Annotated in this window: 14 protein-coding genes; 9 read left to right on the forward strand and 5 right to left on the reverse strand. The window is 73.2% G+C overall.

Annotation, left to right across the window (positions count from 1 at the left end):
* Positions 1–4 precede the first annotated feature (4 nt).
* On the forward strand, positions 5–439 hold the full coding sequence (locus ACQXVK_RS07220) for a flagellar hook assembly protein FlgD (protein WP_430853141.1): 435 nt from the start codon (positions 5–7) through the stop codon (positions 437–439).
* A gap of 49 nt (positions 440–488) precedes the next feature.
* Positions 489–1,664 carry a flagellar hook protein FlgE gene (locus tag ACQXVK_RS07225; protein ID WP_402262607.1) on the forward strand — a complete coding sequence of 392 codons (1,176 nt, stop codon included), beginning with the start codon at positions 489–491 and terminating at the stop codon, positions 1,662–1,664.
* Between the two features lie 280 nt (positions 1,665–1,944).
* Here ACQXVK_RS07225 and ACQXVK_RS07230 read toward each other — a convergent pair whose 3' ends face one another.
* Together ACQXVK_RS07230 and ACQXVK_RS07235 are read right to left on the reverse strand one after the other, a co-directional pair.
* The gene (locus tag ACQXVK_RS07230; protein WP_430853142.1) at positions 1,945–3,978 is read right to left on the reverse strand and encodes a GMC oxidoreductase; all 2,034 of its coding nucleotides are present in this window, start codon (positions 3,976–3,978) and stop codon (positions 1,945–1,947) included.
* A gap of 202 nt (positions 3,979–4,180) precedes the next feature.
* Positions 4,181–4,645: a DUF2231 domain-containing protein gene (locus ACQXVK_RS07235; protein WP_430853143.1), complete on the reverse strand. Its 465-nt coding sequence runs from the start codon at positions 4,643–4,645 to the stop codon at positions 4,181–4,183.
* 157 nt (positions 4,646–4,802) lie between these two features.
* Here ACQXVK_RS07235 and ACQXVK_RS07240 point away from each other — a divergent pair, with 157 nt between their 5' ends.
* The 7 genes from ACQXVK_RS07240 to katG all read left to right on the forward strand — a co-directional run bounded on the left by ACQXVK_RS07240 (position 4,803) and on the right by katG (position 13,066).
* Positions 4,803–5,522: a VIT1/CCC1 transporter family protein gene (locus tag ACQXVK_RS07240; protein ID WP_402262658.1), complete on the forward strand. Its 720-nt coding sequence runs from the start codon at positions 4,803–4,805 to the stop codon at positions 5,520–5,522.
* A 1-nt stretch (position 5,523) separates the two neighbouring features.
* Positions 5,524–6,207, forward strand: a complete 684-nt coding sequence (locus tag ACQXVK_RS07245) for a response regulator transcription factor (RefSeq protein WP_430853144.1) — start codon at positions 5,524–5,526, stop codon at positions 6,205–6,207.
* A complete protein-coding gene (locus ACQXVK_RS07250) occupies positions 6,204–7,568 on the forward strand; it encodes a sensor histidine kinase (RefSeq protein ID WP_430853145.1) in 1,365 nt (454 codons plus the stop codon). The genes ACQXVK_RS07245 and ACQXVK_RS07250 overlap by 4 nt, the downstream gene beginning before the upstream one ends.
* Positions 7,569–7,759: 191 nt before the next feature.
* On the forward strand, positions 7,760–9,226 hold the full coding sequence (locus ACQXVK_RS07255; RefSeq protein WP_430853146.1) for a ferredoxin reductase family protein: 1,467 nt from the start codon (positions 7,760–7,762) through the stop codon (positions 9,224–9,226).
* A complete protein-coding gene (locus ACQXVK_RS07260; RefSeq protein ID WP_430853147.1) occupies positions 9,223–9,798 on the forward strand; it encodes an FMN-binding protein in 576 nt (191 codons plus the stop codon). The genes ACQXVK_RS07255 and ACQXVK_RS07260 overlap by 4 nt, the downstream gene beginning before the upstream one ends.
* Positions 9,795–10,643: an FAD:protein FMN transferase gene (locus ACQXVK_RS07265; protein WP_430853148.1), complete on the forward strand. Its 849-nt coding sequence runs from the start codon at positions 9,795–9,797 to the stop codon at positions 10,641–10,643. The genes ACQXVK_RS07260 and ACQXVK_RS07265 overlap by 4 nt, the downstream gene beginning before the upstream one ends.
* A 131-nt stretch (positions 10,644–10,774) precedes the next feature.
* Positions 10,775–13,066 (forward strand): catalase/peroxidase HPI, encoded by a 2,292-nt coding sequence (gene katG / locus ACQXVK_RS07270; protein WP_430853149.1) that lies wholly within the window; start codon positions 10,775–10,777, stop codon positions 13,064–13,066.
* Between the two features lie 109 nt (positions 13,067–13,175).
* On the opposite strand, the gene ACQXVK_RS07275 is transcribed toward katG, so the two are convergent.
* Genes ACQXVK_RS07275 through ACQXVK_RS07285 form a run of 3 tightly spaced genes read right to left on the reverse strand, consistent with a single transcriptional unit; the run spans position 13,176 to position 14,710 of the window.
* Positions 13,176–13,565, reverse strand: coding sequence for a hypothetical protein (locus ACQXVK_RS07275; protein ID WP_402262678.1), 390 nt, complete (start codon positions 13,563–13,565; stop codon positions 13,176–13,178).
* Between the two features lie 9 nt (positions 13,566–13,574).
* A complete protein-coding gene (locus ACQXVK_RS07280; protein ID WP_031261097.1) occupies positions 13,575–14,156 on the reverse strand; it encodes an Asp23/Gls24 family envelope stress response protein in 582 nt (193 codons plus the stop codon).
* Positions 14,153–14,710 (reverse strand): RNA polymerase sigma factor, encoded by a 558-nt coding sequence (locus tag ACQXVK_RS07285; protein ID WP_031261095.1) that lies wholly within the window; start codon positions 14,708–14,710, stop codon positions 14,153–14,155. The genes ACQXVK_RS07280 and ACQXVK_RS07285 overlap by 4 nt, the downstream gene beginning before the upstream one ends.
* Positions 14,711–14,716 lie beyond the last annotated feature (6 nt).

A 14,716-nucleotide genomic window follows, 5' to 3' on the forward strand; every position in this document is an offset into this window, starting at 1 on the left:
CACCATGCCGATCGACGGCATCACCGGCACCGTGGACCAGGCCGCGCAGGCCGCGGCCCTCGCCGCCAACCAGTCCGGCTCGCGCTCGCAGACGATGGACTCCGAGGTGTTCATGAAGCTCCTGGTCACGCAGCTGCAGAACCAGGACCCGTCCTCGCCGATGGACACGAACCAGATGATCAGCCAGCAGACGCAGCTCGCGATGATGGAGCAGATCACCAACCAGACCACGACGGCGAACGAGAACTTCTCGCTGCAGATGCGGATCGCCGCCGCCAACCTCGTCGGGAAGCAGGTCAGCTACACCGACGCCACGTCCGGCACGACGATCACGGGGACGGCGACCGCGGTCTCCTACGCCCAGAGTGTGCCGACCGTGACGGTGAACGGGAAGGAGGTCAACCTCGACGTGATCTCCGGTATCAAGACGACCTCCTGACCCCCGCTCCCTTCTCTTCTTCTTCGGTACCTCCACGAAAGGACGCACCATGCTCCGCTCGCTCTACTCCGGGATCTCCGGCCTCCGTTCGCACCAGCAGATGCTGGACGTCACGGGCAACAACATCGCCAACGTCAACACGGTCGGCTTCAAGTCGTCGTCGACGGTCTTCCAGGACACCCTGTCGCAGATGACCCAGGGTGCCGGTGGGCCGCAAACCGGCATCGGCGGCACGAACCCGGCCCAGATCGGCCTCGGCGTCCAGGTCGCCGGCGTCTCCACGAACTTCGCGCAGGGCTCCGCCCAGGCGACCGGCAAGGCCACCGACCTGATGATCTCCGGCGACGGCTTCTTCGTCACGCGCCTCGGCAACGACACCGTGTACAGCCGTGCCGGCGCGTTCGACTTCGACGCCGACGGTCGGCTCGTCACCGCCGACGGCAAGATCGTGCAGGGGTACCCGGCCACGAACGGCGTCGTCAACGAGAACGGCGCGCTGTCCGACATCGTCCTGCCGCTCGACGCCGCCGCCCCCGCCGTCCGCACCTCCACCGCCGGGGTGACCGGCAACCTGCCGTCCGAGACCGCGGTCGGCCAGGTCCTCACTCGCGACGCCACCGTCTACGACGCCTCGGGCGCGAAGCACACCATGTCGATCGCGTACGAGCGCACCGCCGCCGGGTGGGACGTCACCGCGACCGACGGACAGGGCACGCAGGCGACGACGTCGCTCACCTTCGGCGCCGACGGCAAGCTCACGGCCGGTGGCACGCTCGCCGTCGGGGGCATCGCGGTCGACATGCGGCAGCTCACGGGCTTCGCGTCGCTGAACACCGCGTCGATCTCGTCGCAGAACGGCCACGAGGCCGGCTCGCTCCAGGGCTACTCCATCTCGAAGGACGGCACGGTCGTCGGGACGTTCTCGAACGGCGCGTCGCTCGCCATCGGCCGGATCGCCCTCGCGACGTTCGCGAACCCGGCGGGCCTCGAGAAGACCGGGGCCTCGGGCTACCGGGCCACCGCGAACTCCGGCAACGCCTCGGTCGGCGCCCCGGGGTCGCCCGGCGTCGGGCAGCTCGCGTCGGGGACGCTCGAGATGTCGAACGTCGACCTCTCGCAGGAGTTCACGAACCTCATCGTGGCGCAGCGCGGGTTCCAGGCGAACGCGCGCATCATCACGACCTCGGACGAGGTGCTGCAGGAGCTGACGAACCTGAAGCGCTAGGCGCGCTGTGGCTGCGTTGCGGCGCGTTCGCGGCGCGGACTGCGTTCGCACAACCGAAGGCACCGCGAACCACGGGCATCCGTGGTTCGCGGTGCCGTTCGTCGTGCGGCGGGACGGGTCCGGTGCGGCGGGGCGAGTGGGGTGCGGCGGGTGCGGCGAGACGGGTCCGGTGCGGCGGGGCGAGTCGGGCGGGGCGGGTGCGGCGGGGGTCGCGACGCGACCACGCGACGGACGGGAGGCGCGGGGCGGGCCCGCACCGTGCCTCCCGTCCGTCGGCGGGTCACCGCACCATCGCGTCGATCGTCCGCATGGCGGTCGCGACGATCGTGAGCACCGGGTTCACCCCGCCGTTCGTGACGTGCACCGACCCGTCGGCCACGCGCAGGTTGTCGTGGCCCCAGACCCGGCCGAACGGATCGACGGCCGAGGTGCGCGGGTCGTCGCCCATCCGGAGGGTGCCGGCCTGGTGCTGACCGCCGCTCGTGCCGGTGAGTACGCCGCGCATCTCGGCGACCCGGGTGGCGCCCGCGGCCCGGAGCCAGTCGCCGCTCCGCGCGCTCGTGTGGTCGCGGGCGCGGGTGTCCTCGGGATGCGGTCCGCCGCTGAACCGTGCGACGGGCACACCCCAGCGATCGGTGACGACCGGGTCGACGCGCACCCGCGAGTCGGCGGACGTGACCTCCTGGATCGGACCCATCAGGCGGGTGCTGCGCCGGGCGAGGTCGCGCATCGCGTGCTTGCCGGCGAGCCCGGTGCGGGGGACGAGTCCGAGGCCGGTCAGGTAGGCGAAGGTGTTCGAGGGCGTGGCGACGAACTCGTCCGCGATGATCCCGCCGCCGATCTGCCCGGGGACGCCGTGCCGGAAGTCGGTCGTGGCGATGGAGGGTCCCGGGCCGAGGCCGTCCTCGACGACGTCGTCGAACATGCCCATCGCGCCGCCGTACCGGTGGCCCTGCAGGTACCGGCCCACCTGGTCGGCACCGTTGCCGAGCCCGTCCGGCTCCCGGTCGCTCCGACTGTTGAGCAGCAACCGGGCCGACTCGACCGCACCCGCTGCCACGACGACCTCGGCCGCGTCGACGTCGGCGTGCCAGTCGACACCGTCGGCAGTCCCGACGAGGGCGACCCCGACGACCCGACCGGACCGGTCCGTCCGGATCCGGGCGACCCGGGTGTCGAGCACGATCGCGGCGTTGCCGGTGGCGAACGCGCGGGGGAGCATCGTGTTCTGGATGCCGTTCTTCGCGTCCACGGGGCAGGCGAACCCGACGCAGGTGCCGCACTGCTCGCAGGCCCCGCGCCCGAGGTACGGGACGGAGTTGACGAGCAGCGGGACGTGCACCGTCGACCAACCGAGCGAACGAGCGGCGTCCGCGAGTAGCTGCCGCCTCGGACCCGCCGGGATCGCCGGCATGGGCAGCGGCCGGGCGCGGGGACCGGCCCACGTGCCGTCGTCGCCGCCGCTCACGCCGAGCTCCCACTCCGCGCGCTCGTACCACGGCGCGAGGTCGTCGTAGCCGATCGGCCAGTCCCGGAGCGCACTGCCCTCGGGGACGCCGTGGTCGGTGGCCATCGTGAAGTCGCCCGGTGCGAACCGCCAGGCCTGAGCGCCGTAGACCCGTGTGCCGCCCCCGGCCGTGACGGCGTTGGCGTGCCAGTCGCCGTCGGACGGCCGGACCACGCGGTCGCCGTCCCGCGCCGCGACGACCCGGGGGTTGCCGAGGTCCACGGGGCCGGACCGCGGCGCGAGACCCCAGTTCGACCGTGGGTTCCGGAGGTGGTCCCCGGTGAGCTCGGCGGTCCCCGGCCAGGAGCCGGCCTCGACGACGAGGACCCGTCGACCGGACTCGGCGAGGCCGCACGCCGCGACGCCACCGCCGGCACCCGATCCGACGACGATCGCGTCGTACCGCGCGGCGAGCGCCGCCGGTCGCACGATCACGGGCTCGGCGGTCGGGACCGGCACCGGGACGCTCCACCCGTCGGGTGGCCCGGGACGCCAGCCGACCATCTCCCACGAGCGTTCGTCCGCGTTGCCGCCGTTCGCCGCGTCGGCGTAGTAGCCGGCGGAGACGATCCCCGCGAACCAGACCCAGTCCGGGTCCTCGTCGTGGTCGGCGCCGGCGACGACCGCGCGGACGCGGTCGAGCCAGTCCGGACGCTCCTCGAGGACCGTCCGGAGGAACTCCAGTGCGCCGGCCTCGGACGCCGACGGGTACGCGTCCCCGGGCACGACCCGGTCGACGAGGGACGCCAACCGTGCTCGGTGCCGGCGGAGGAACGCCTGCGGGGTCGCGTCGTCGTGATCCGTCATGTGCTGCTCCCCGTCGTCGGCACCGTCGCCGTCCACACCGTAACGCTCGTCCGCGCACGTGCGTCCGCGACGGTGGGTCACGACGCGACCACAGGGTGGACGGGAGGCGCGGTGCGGGCCCGCCCCGCGCCTCCCGTCCACCGCCGGTGCGTGTCCGGTCGCTGGGCGCCGTCCCGGCCGGGCGGCGTCACGGGGACCGCGCTCAGCCCTTCCAGACCGACTCGGCGCCGGCGTGCCCGATGATCACGACCTCGACGATCGAGACGAAGGCGACCGCGACGAGCAGCACCGGGCCGATCACGGCGACGGCGCGCACGACACCGCGGCTGTCCACGCGGGCTGCGCCGAAGCGGTGCCAGCCCCACCAGAGCACGAGGAGCGCGAAGACGGCGATCGACCACGGCAGCATGCCGTCGGCGAGCTCGGTGTGCCGTTCGAGCAGCGCCGTCTCCTTCTCGTGGTGCTCCAGCCACTCGCCCGACGACGTCGCGAGCGGGACGGACACGAGCGCGACGAGCCCGATGATCGGTGCACCGACCGCGAGCCACCGCCTGGCCGCGGGCCAGACCGCCACCGCGATCGCCGTGAGGGCCGCGACCGGGACCGCGACCGAGGTGAGGTGGACGAAGAGGGGGTGGAGCGGGATCCCGCCGAACTGCCAGTCCATGACGGCCTTTCACGTCGTGCGCCGTCCTCGAGACGGCGCGGTGCGCTCAGACAACAGGACGCCGCGCACCGCGTCACGGTCGTCGTCCGCGTGGCGCGTCCCGGGATCACTCGAAACCTCACACGAACGCTGCGCGCGGACCTGGTTCGCTGGGCGCATGACCACTCCTGGACCGCACGCCGGTGAGGCGCACACCGGCGACCTCGCGGCACGACTGAACTGGCTCCGCGCCGGGGTGCTCGGCGCGAACGACGGCATCGTCTCCACGGCGTCGATCGTCGTCGGGGTCGCGGGCGCGTCGACCTCGGTCCCGGCGATCGCGACCGCCGGGATCGCTGCGCTCGTGGGCGGCGCGGTCTCGATGGCGCTCGGCGAGTACGTCTCGGTGAGCAGTCAGAAGGACAGCCAACGGGCACTCATCGAACAGGAACGGCGGGAGCTGCGCGAGGACCCGGGAGCCGAGCTCGAGGAACTCACGCAGCTGTGGGAGGCCCGTGGACTCCGGCGCGAGACCGCCGAGGCCGTCGCCGCCGAGCTGACGGACCGGGACGCCCTGCGGGCGCACCTGACGACCGAACTCGGGATCGACGAGGACGAGGTGGTGAGCCCGTGGCACGCGGCGTTCGCGTCAGCGGCCGCGTTCTCGATCGGCGCGGTGCTGCCGCTGCTCGCGATCCTGCTGCCACCCGAGTCCGTCCGGGTCCCGGTGACGTTCGTCGTCGTCCTGCTCGCCCTGGCACTCACGGGTGCGACGGGTGCGAGGATCGGGGGAGGCTCGATGCCGCGCGCCACCGTCCGCGTGGTCGTCGGTGGTGCACTTGCCCTCGCGGCGACGTTCGTCATCGGATCCCTCCTCGGCACGAGCGGGGTGGTGTGACGTGGCGAGGATCCTGGTGGTCGAGGACGACCCGGAGATGGGCGCGCTCGTCGAACGCGGGCTCGTCGGCGAGGGGCACGAGGTCACCGTGGTGTCGGACGGCGTCGCCGCGCTCGTCCAGGCGCGCGGGCAGTCGTTCGACGCCGCCGCGATCGACGTCATGCTCCCCGAGATGACCGGGTTCGAGGTGTGCCGGCGGCTCCGCGAGATGGGCCAGGACTTCCCGGTCGTCCTCGTGACCGCCCGCGACGCGGTGGACGACCGCGTGTTCGGACTCGACTCCGGCGCCGACGACTACCTCACCAAGCCGTTCGCGATCGCCGAGCTAAACGCACGGATCCGGGCGCACCTGCGACGACGGGCAGCCGGCTCGGCGACCGTGGTCGAGGCCGGGGGCGTGCGGCTCGACACCGTCGCGGTCCGGGCGTCGGTGCGGGGTCGGGACCTGCCGCTCAGCGTCAAGGAGTTCTCGTTGCTGCGGTTCCTCATCCAGGGTGCCCCGGCGCCGCGCACCCGGGCCGAGGTGCTCGAGGAGGTCTGGGGGAGCGCCGAGCACTTCGACCCGACGATCGTCGACCAGTACGTCAGCTACGTCCGGAAGAAGCTGCAGGCGGCGGACGCCGACGTGGTGATCCGGACCGTGCGTGGGGTCGGGTACGCGCTCGAGGTCGTGCCGGCCGCATGAGGGCCCTCCGTCGCCTCTCGATCCGGGCCCGCATCACGCTCGGCAGCCTGCTGGTCGGCGCGGTCGTGTTGTCCGGCGTCGCGGTGGTGCTGCACGTCCAGATCGAGCGGGCGACGCTGGCGACCGACGAGTCCCTCGCCGCCGGCGACGCCGCACCGTTCGTCTCCGACCTGCGGAACAACCCCGGCGAGCCCCCGGACCGACCCGCCGAGGACGTGATGGTGGGGATCCGGGACGCGTCGGGTCGATGGGTGGTCGACTCGCTCCCGCGGGACGTCCGACGGTCGCTGCCGACCGCAGCGCCCGACGACGACGTCACGCTCCGCCTGCACACCGGACACCGGTCGGTCACGGTCGTGGGGATCCCGGTCCGGAGCGACGCCGGGACCTCGGTCGTCTGGGCCGCGCACGACGGCCGCGCCGGGCACGAGACCGTGGAACGCGTCGACCGCTCCCTCGCCGTCGGGACCGTCCTGGCGCTCCTCGCCTTCGCCGCGACCGCCTGGCTGCTCTCGACCCTGGCGCTCCGGCCGGTCGGCCGGATGCGTCGGACGGCCGAGGAGCTGAGCGCCGGCGCCGCGGCCGGGCACCTGCCCGTCGGGACCTCGGACGACGAGCTCGCCGCGCTCGCACGGACCCTCAACGCGTTCATCGACCGCCAGCGCGAACACGCCGAGCGGGAACGCCGCATGGTGTCCGATGCCAGTCACGAGCTCCGGACACCGCTCGCGGCCCTCACCGCCCGGCTCGAGCTGGCGCACCGGTCCGCCGGGGACGCCGAGGCGCTCGAGCGCGAGCTGCGCCAGGCCGAGGGGGACGCCGCGCGGCTGGTCGCGCTCGCGAACACGATGCTCGGGCTGAGCCGACTGGACGAGGCCGGACCGGCACCCTCGACACCGGGGTCCGCGCTCGTGACCGAACTCATGGGAGCGATCGACCGTGTCCGTGCCCTCGGGGGTGCCGTCGACCGCGACATCGACTTCCAGGTGACGCTCGACGCGCCCGACGAGCGGTACGCCCTCGAGACGGCCGCGTTCGCCCGGATCGTCGACAACCTCGTCGCGAACGCCGTCGCAGCGGGGGAGGAGGGCGGCGTGATCCGCGTGACCCTCACCCAGGACGCCGCGCGGACCCTCGAGCTGACCGTCGTCGACGACGGCCGCGGGGTGCCCGAGGACTTCCTGCCCCAGGCGTTCGAGCGGTTCGCCCGGGCGGACAGCGCCCGGCGCGCGGTGCTCGGCGGCAGCGGGCTCGGACTCGCGCTCGTCCGCGGGATCGCCGAGCGCGCAGGCGGGTCGGCGTCGCTCCGGAACGGCGCGCACGGCGGTGCCGTCGCCACGGTCAGCGTCCCCGCGGTCTGAGCCGGTCGTCGCCGCGGTGCGCGGCCGACGGACGACCGTGCCCCCCGACGGGCATCCGAGCCCCGCCGCCCGGCGGCCGTGCCGGATCACTCGAAGTCTCGAACGAAGCGGACGGTCCGTTCCGGGTTCCTCCACAGTCCCGCTGCCGATGCTGTGGAGCACCCGAACACCTGCTGGAGAGGACCGAGACGATGATCGACACCGCTCGCCCCACCGCCCGCCCCGCCCCCGGTCCCTCCGGAGGCGGCTGCCGACGTGGCACCGTGCCGCCGGCCGAGCCGCTCGCGGTCGCGGCACGTCGCCGTCGCCGCGCCGGACGTCGCCGGGGCGCGCTGACCGACATGCTCGGGATCCTCGCCTGGGTGTCCGCCGCGGTGGCCGTCCTGCTCTGGCTCGTGTCGCCCGGATCCCACACGGTCGTCGGCATCGGCGGGTGGCTCACCGACGCCGGGATCGTCGCCGGTCTGGTCGCGACCGACCTCGTGCTCGTGATGCTCGTCCTCGCCGCGCGGGTCCCGCTCATCGACCGGACCTTCGGGCAGGACAACGCGATCGCGGTCCACCGGTCGCTCGGGAAGCCCGTGCTGTACCTGCTGCTCGCGCACGGTGCGTTCCTGACGCTCGGGTACGGCGCCTCGGCGGGCACCGGACCGATCGCCGAGACGATCGCGCTCTTCTCCACGCCCGACATGCCCCTGGCCTACCTGGGACTCGGACTGTTCGTCGCCGTGGTCGTCTCGTCCCTCGTCGCCGTCCGACGTCGCCTGCCCTACGAGGCCTGGCACGTCATCCACCTGCTCAGCTACGCGGCGGTGCTCGTCGCGCTGCCGCACATGCTCAGCGTCGGCAGCGTCCTCGCCCAGGGCACGTGGCAGCGCGTCTACTGGATCGCGCTGTACATCGTGGCGCTCGGACTGATCGCCGTATACCGGTTCGCCCTTCCGGTCGTCGTGACGTTCCGCCACCGCATCCGCGTGGTCGGGGTCGAGGCCATCGCGCCGGGGGTCGTGTCGATCCACCTCGCGGGCCGTGACCTCGACCGACTCGGCGCCGAGGGCGGCCAGTACGGGGTCTGGCGGTTCTGGACCGCCCGGACCTGGTGGCACGCCCACCCGGTGTCGTTCTCCGCGGTCCCCGGTCGTGACCGCGCCCGGATCACCGTGCGCGACCTCGGTGCCGGCTCCGCACGGCTCGGCCGGATCACCCCGGGGGCGTTCGTCTCCCTCGAGGGGCCGTACGGGCTGTTCACGAGCCGGGCGCGCACGGCCCCGTACCTGGCGCTCGTCGCGTCGGGCATCGGGATCACCCCCGTGCGGTCGCTGCTCGAGGACACCGACCTCCGCCCGGGCGAGGCCACCGTGCTGCTGCGCGGGACGGACGCCGACCAGCAGTACCTCTGGCGGGAGACCGCCGACCTCGCCGCTGCGACGGGCAGCCGGCTGTACACGATGGTCGGCCGCCGGGCGCACTCCCGCGAGAGCTGGATGACCGAGGAGGACGTGCGCCGCGGGGTCTCGCTCCGGTCCGTCTTCCCGGACCTGCTCGACTCCGACCTGTACGTGTGCGGCCCGCGCGCCTGGTCCGACCTCGTCGTCCGCGAGGCACGGCTCGCCGGCGTCCCGGAGCACCAGATCCACCACGAACGGTTCGAGTCGTGAGGGCCCGCGTCGTCGCCGGCGGGGTCGTGTCGTCCGTCGCCGTCCTCGTCATCGGCTGGCAGCTCGGCGGCCAGCCCGCGGTCACCGCCCCGGTACAGCAGAGCACGACGGCCGGCACCGGCACCGGCACGAGCGGCTCCGCCACCACCGGCGGGGCGAGCGGCGGGAGCAGCACCGGGACCGGCACCTCCGGCTCCGGCACCTCCGGGACCGGCACCTCCGGCTCCGGCACCTCCGGCTCCGGCACCTCCGGCTCCGGCACCTCGGGCACCGGCACCTCGGGCGGCTCCTCCGCCTCCGGGACCTTCGCCGGCGACACGACCCAGACGCAGTACGGTCCCGTGCAGGTGCAGATCACCGTCGCGAACGGGAAGATCACCGACGTCACCGCGCTGCAGCTGACCGACCAGGGCGGTCGCTCCGTGCAGATCAGCGCGCAGGCCGCCCCGATCCTCCGCCAGGAGGCGCTGCAGGCGCAGTCCGCGAAGATCCAGTCCGTCAGCGGTGCGACCTTCACCAGTGAGGGCTACACGACGTCGCTCCAGTCCGCGATCGACAAGGCCGGGCTGTGACCGGCGTCACCACCTTCGAGACGATGGGGACGGTCGTGAGCCTGCGCGGCGCCACCCCGGAGGCCGCGTCCGAGGTCCGTGCGGTGTTCGCCGGCCACGACCACCGGTACAGCCTCTACGACCCATCGTCGGTGCTCAGTCGGATCGCGGCGGGGTCGCTCCGCCTCGCCGACGCACCCGCCGAGGTGCGGGACGTCTACGCCCTCGCGCTCGAGTGGCGGGAGCGGACCGGGGGAGCGTTCACCCCGCACCGACCGGACGGCGTCATCGACCTGTCCGGGGTCGTCAAGGCCCTCGCGATCCGCGGCGCCGGGGACGTCCTCGACGCAGCCGGCTGTGCCGACTGGATGATCAGTGCCGGCGGCGACGTGCTCGTCCGCGGTCACCACCGGGGCGACGAGCCCTGGAGCGTCGGCGTCGTCGACCCGGCGCACCGGGACACCGTCGTCGGCGTCGTCCGGCTCGACGCACCCCGTCGGGCCGTGGCGACCTCGGGGACCGCCGAGCGCGGCGAGCACATCTGGCGTCGGACCGCCACGACGTTCGTCCAGGCGACCGTCGTCGCCGACGACATCGTCACCGCGGACGTCCTCGCGACCGCGATCGTCGCGGGGGACGAGGACGACCTCCGCCGGGTGACGAGCGACGGCGGCGTCGACGTGCTGGCGTTCGGCGCCGACGGTCGGGTCTGGGCCACACCGGGCGCCCGGCGTGCGGTCCACGGCGCGGAGCAGCCCACCGCCACGACGCCGACCAGCACCGAGCCGACCGCCACCGCGCCGACCAGCACCGAGCCGACCGCCACCGCGCCGACCGGCACCGAGCCGACCACCACCGCGCCGTGACGGGCGGTTCGTTCGAGGATTCGAATCGCGAAGCGCACCCCGGTTCGGCATCTCCCAGGCGGCGAGCGCATCGTGGCGGGCACGCACCGCCGACGGGGGCCGGTGCGTCCACCGCGCGATGAGGAGCAGCAGTGAGCACTGACGGAACCGACACCTGCACGTACCACATGGGGGGATCCCTGCCGGCCGGCGGCGACCACCTCGGTGGGGCCTTCGGCCAGGCGCCGACGCTCGAGCACTGGTACCCCCAGCGGCTCCGCGTCGAGCTGCTGCACCGGAACGGCGTCGACGCCGACCCGCTGGGGGCCGACTTCGACTACGCGGCGGCGTTCGCCACGATCGACCTCGAGGAGCTGAAGCGCGACATCAAATCGCTGCTCACGACGAGCGTCGACTGGTGGCCGGCCGACTACGGCAACTACGGCCCGCAGATGATCCGGATGGCCTGGCACGCAGCCGGCACGTACCGGATCGCCGACGGTCGTGGTGGCGCCGGGACCGCGATGCAGCGGTTCGCGCCGATCGGGAGCTGGTGGGACAACGGCAACACCGACAAGTCCCGACGCCTGCTGCAGCCGATCAAGCACAAGTACGGCAACGCGCTGTCCTGGGCCGACCTCATGGTCCTGACCGGCAACTGCTCGCTCGAGCTCATGGGCCTGCCGACGTACGGCTTCGGCGGCGGCCGGCTCGACGCCTGGGAGCCGGACGACGGCACGTGGTGGGGCCCCGAGGTGTGGAACCCGCACGACGTGCACAGCATGGACGAGATGGTCTCGCGCGACGAGCGGTGGCACGGCGAGAACGGCGACGCCGACTACGACCTGCAGAGCCCGCTCGCGGCCTCGCACCAGGCGCTCATCTACGTGAACCCCGAGGGCCCGTACGCGAACGGCGACCCGCTCGGGTCCGCACGCGACATCCGCACCACCTTCACCCGCATGGCGATGAACGACGAGGAGACCGTGGCGCTCATCGCGGGCGGCCACGCGTTCGGCAAGAGCCACGGGCAGGTCCCGGCGACCGAGATCGGCCCGTCGCCCGAGCTCGCGCCCATCGAGTCGATGGGCCTCGGCTGGCACAACCCGCGCGGGACCGGCAACGCCGAGTTCACGTCGACGAACGGCATCGAGGGCAGCTGGACGCAGGACCCGACGCGCTGGGACAACAGCTACCTGGAGAACCTGTTCGGCCACGAGTGGGAGCAGACCCGGAGCCCGGCCGGCGCCCTGCAGTGGACGCCGAAGGACCCCGACGCGCCGAAGACGCCCGACGCGCACGTCGCCGGGCAGGAGCACCCGCTCATGATGATGACCTCGGACATCGCCCTCAAGGTCGACCCGGAGTACCGGAAGGTCTGTGAGCGCTTCCTCGCCGACTTCGACCTCTTCACGACCGCGTTCTCGAAGGCCTGGTACAAGCTGACGCACCGCGACATGGGGCCGAAGCACCGCTACCTCGGCCCCGAGGTGACGATCGAGGACGAGCTGCTCTGGCAGGACCCGCTCCCCGACGCGGAGGGCGCACCCCTGACCGACGCCGACGTGGCGACGCTCAAGGCTGCCGTCCGCGACGCGGGGATCGACGCGTCCGACCTCGTGTTCACCGCCTACTCGGCGGCGTCGACCTACCGCGACAGCGACAAGCGCGGCGGCGCGAACGGCGGCCGGATCGCCCTGTCCCCGCAGAAGGACTGGGCGGTCAACGGCCGCACGGTGCCCGTGGTGGAGGCGCTGCAGCGCATCCGCGCACAGCACCCCGCCGTGTCCCTCGCGGACCTCGTCGTGCTCGCCGGGTGCGTCGGGGTCGAGGACGCCGCCCGCGCCGCCGGCGTCGAGGTCACCGTGCCGTTCACGCCGGGTCGGGTGGACACCACGCAGGAGCTCACCGACATCGAGATGTTCGAGTGGCTCCGGCCGATCGCGGACGGCTTCCGGAACTTCCGGTCCGAGCGGTTCGAGCAGTTCGCCCCCGGCGTCGCGCTCGAGCAGGTGTTCCTCGACCGGGCGAACCTGCTGACGCTGACCGCACCGGAGTGGACCGTCCTGACCGGCGGCCTGCGGGTGCTCGGCACGAACTGGGATGGCTCCGACGTCGGCGTCCTGACGCACCGCGTCGGCACGCTCTCGACCGACTGGTTCGTCAACCTGACCGACACCGATCTCGTCTGGACGAAGACCGATGACACCGAGACGGTGTTCGCCGGCACCGTCCAGGCGACCGGCGAGCAGCGTTGGACGGCGTCCCGGCACGACCTCGTGTTCGGGTCGAACGCGCAGCTCCGGTCGGTCGTCGATGCGTACGCGGGTCGTGACGGACAGGAACGCTTCGTCCGCGACTTCGTGGCCGCGTGGGACAAGCTCATGATGCTCGACCGCTACGACGTGAAGGGGCACCGCCGGTACGGGCCGATGGCGGCCTGAGACCGGCGGGTCGCGTCCGGACCACGAGGCGGACGGGAGGCGCGGTGCGGGCCCGCACCGCGCCTCCCGTCCGTCATCTGGTCACGTCCGCGACCGCGCGCCGACCCCGTCACCCGGCCGTCGGCACGCGCTCGCCCGGGTCGGGTCCCGTGGCGTCGTCGGTGGGCGCCCCGATGTCCTCGACGAGCCGGATCGTCACCTCGACGAGGTCGGCCGGCCCACCGGTCCGCTCGTCGACGAGGTCGCGGACGCGCTCGCCCACCTCGCGTACCGTCTCGGTCGCGGGGCGGGTGTCGTCGACGGCGATGCCCGCGTGCACCCGCAGCGTCGTGCCCTCGCGCTGCACGTCCACCAGGACGTCGGGTTCCTGCAGCGAGAAGGTGGACGCGACGGCCTCGGCGGCGGCGTGCACGAGTGGCCGGCTCGGGTAGACCCCCGTGACGCCCGGGACGCTCCGGATCCGGTCGGTGAGGGCTCGGGACAGGGCTTCGTCGCTCACGTCGTGTGCCTAGGGCAGGTGGACGTCGTCGAACACGACGTCGATGGACGCCACGGTCATGGCGGTGTGCCGTGCGAGGGCCGCCGCGATCCTGTCCCGGAGCCGGTCGGCGGTCTCGGCCGCCGGCGCCCCGTAGACCAGTCCGGCGGTGACCCGCACGTGCACCGGGGCTCCGGGGTCGCCGAGCTCGCCGTCGAGCGTGCAGCTGCCCATCACGACGCCGCCCATCGTGTCGCCGGCGCGACGGACCAGGCCACGCACGGCGGCCTCGGTCATCGCGAGTCGGAGTCTCGGGTCGGGGTGGGGGACCGGGACGTCACGTCCCGGTCGGACCTCGGAGCGGATCGTCGCGAGCAGACGGTCGATCCAGTCGGTCTCGCGGTCCGGCTCGGCGTCCGCCCGGCGCTGCAGGGCACCGAGCGAGAGCTCCCGCAGGCGTGCCATGTTCGACAGCGCGAGCCGGCAGGACGCAGACGCCTCGATGGCGGGGTCGCGTGGGGTCCGACCACGGTCGAGGTAGTCGGCGAGCTCCTCCATCGTGTGACCGTCGAGGTCGTCCTCGGGAACGGGGACATCGTCGATGTCGCTCATCGCCATGCCTCCATCTCCACGGTCAGGAACCGACGGGCACGGGCGAGCAGCCCACGCACCGTCGACACCGGCAGTTCGAGTTCGTCGGCGATCTGCTGGTAGCTGTAGCCGGCGGTCTCGCGGAGGAGCCAGCACCGCCGCTGGTCTGCGGGGAGGCGGTCCAACGCGGTCCACATCGCGTCGAGCTGCATCCGCGTCTCGACGATACGCTCCGGCTGCCTGGTGGCGTCCGTCGGGTGCTGTGCGCCGTCGACGTCGTCGTGGTGGCGGCGCCGACGGAGCCGGTCGAGCGCCTTCCGGGTGACGATCTGCATCATCCACGGACGGAACCGCGCGGGGTCGTTGAGGTCGGAGAGTCGACGCCACCCGGTCAGGAACGACTCCTGCACGACGTCGTCCGACTCGACGTTCGAGCCGAGCATCTGCTCGGCGTACACGCGCATCACCGGCCCGTGTCGACGCGCGAGCACCTCGAACGAGCGGACGTCGCCGTCGGCGGCGCGGACCACCAGGGTGGGGTCCTCCGCACGCAGGAGGGGATCGTCGTGGTCCATCCCCGC

Source organism: Curtobacterium sp. AB451, assembly GCF_050585845.1.
Lineage (GTDB): Bacteria > Actinomycetota > Actinomycetes > Actinomycetales > Microbacteriaceae > Curtobacterium.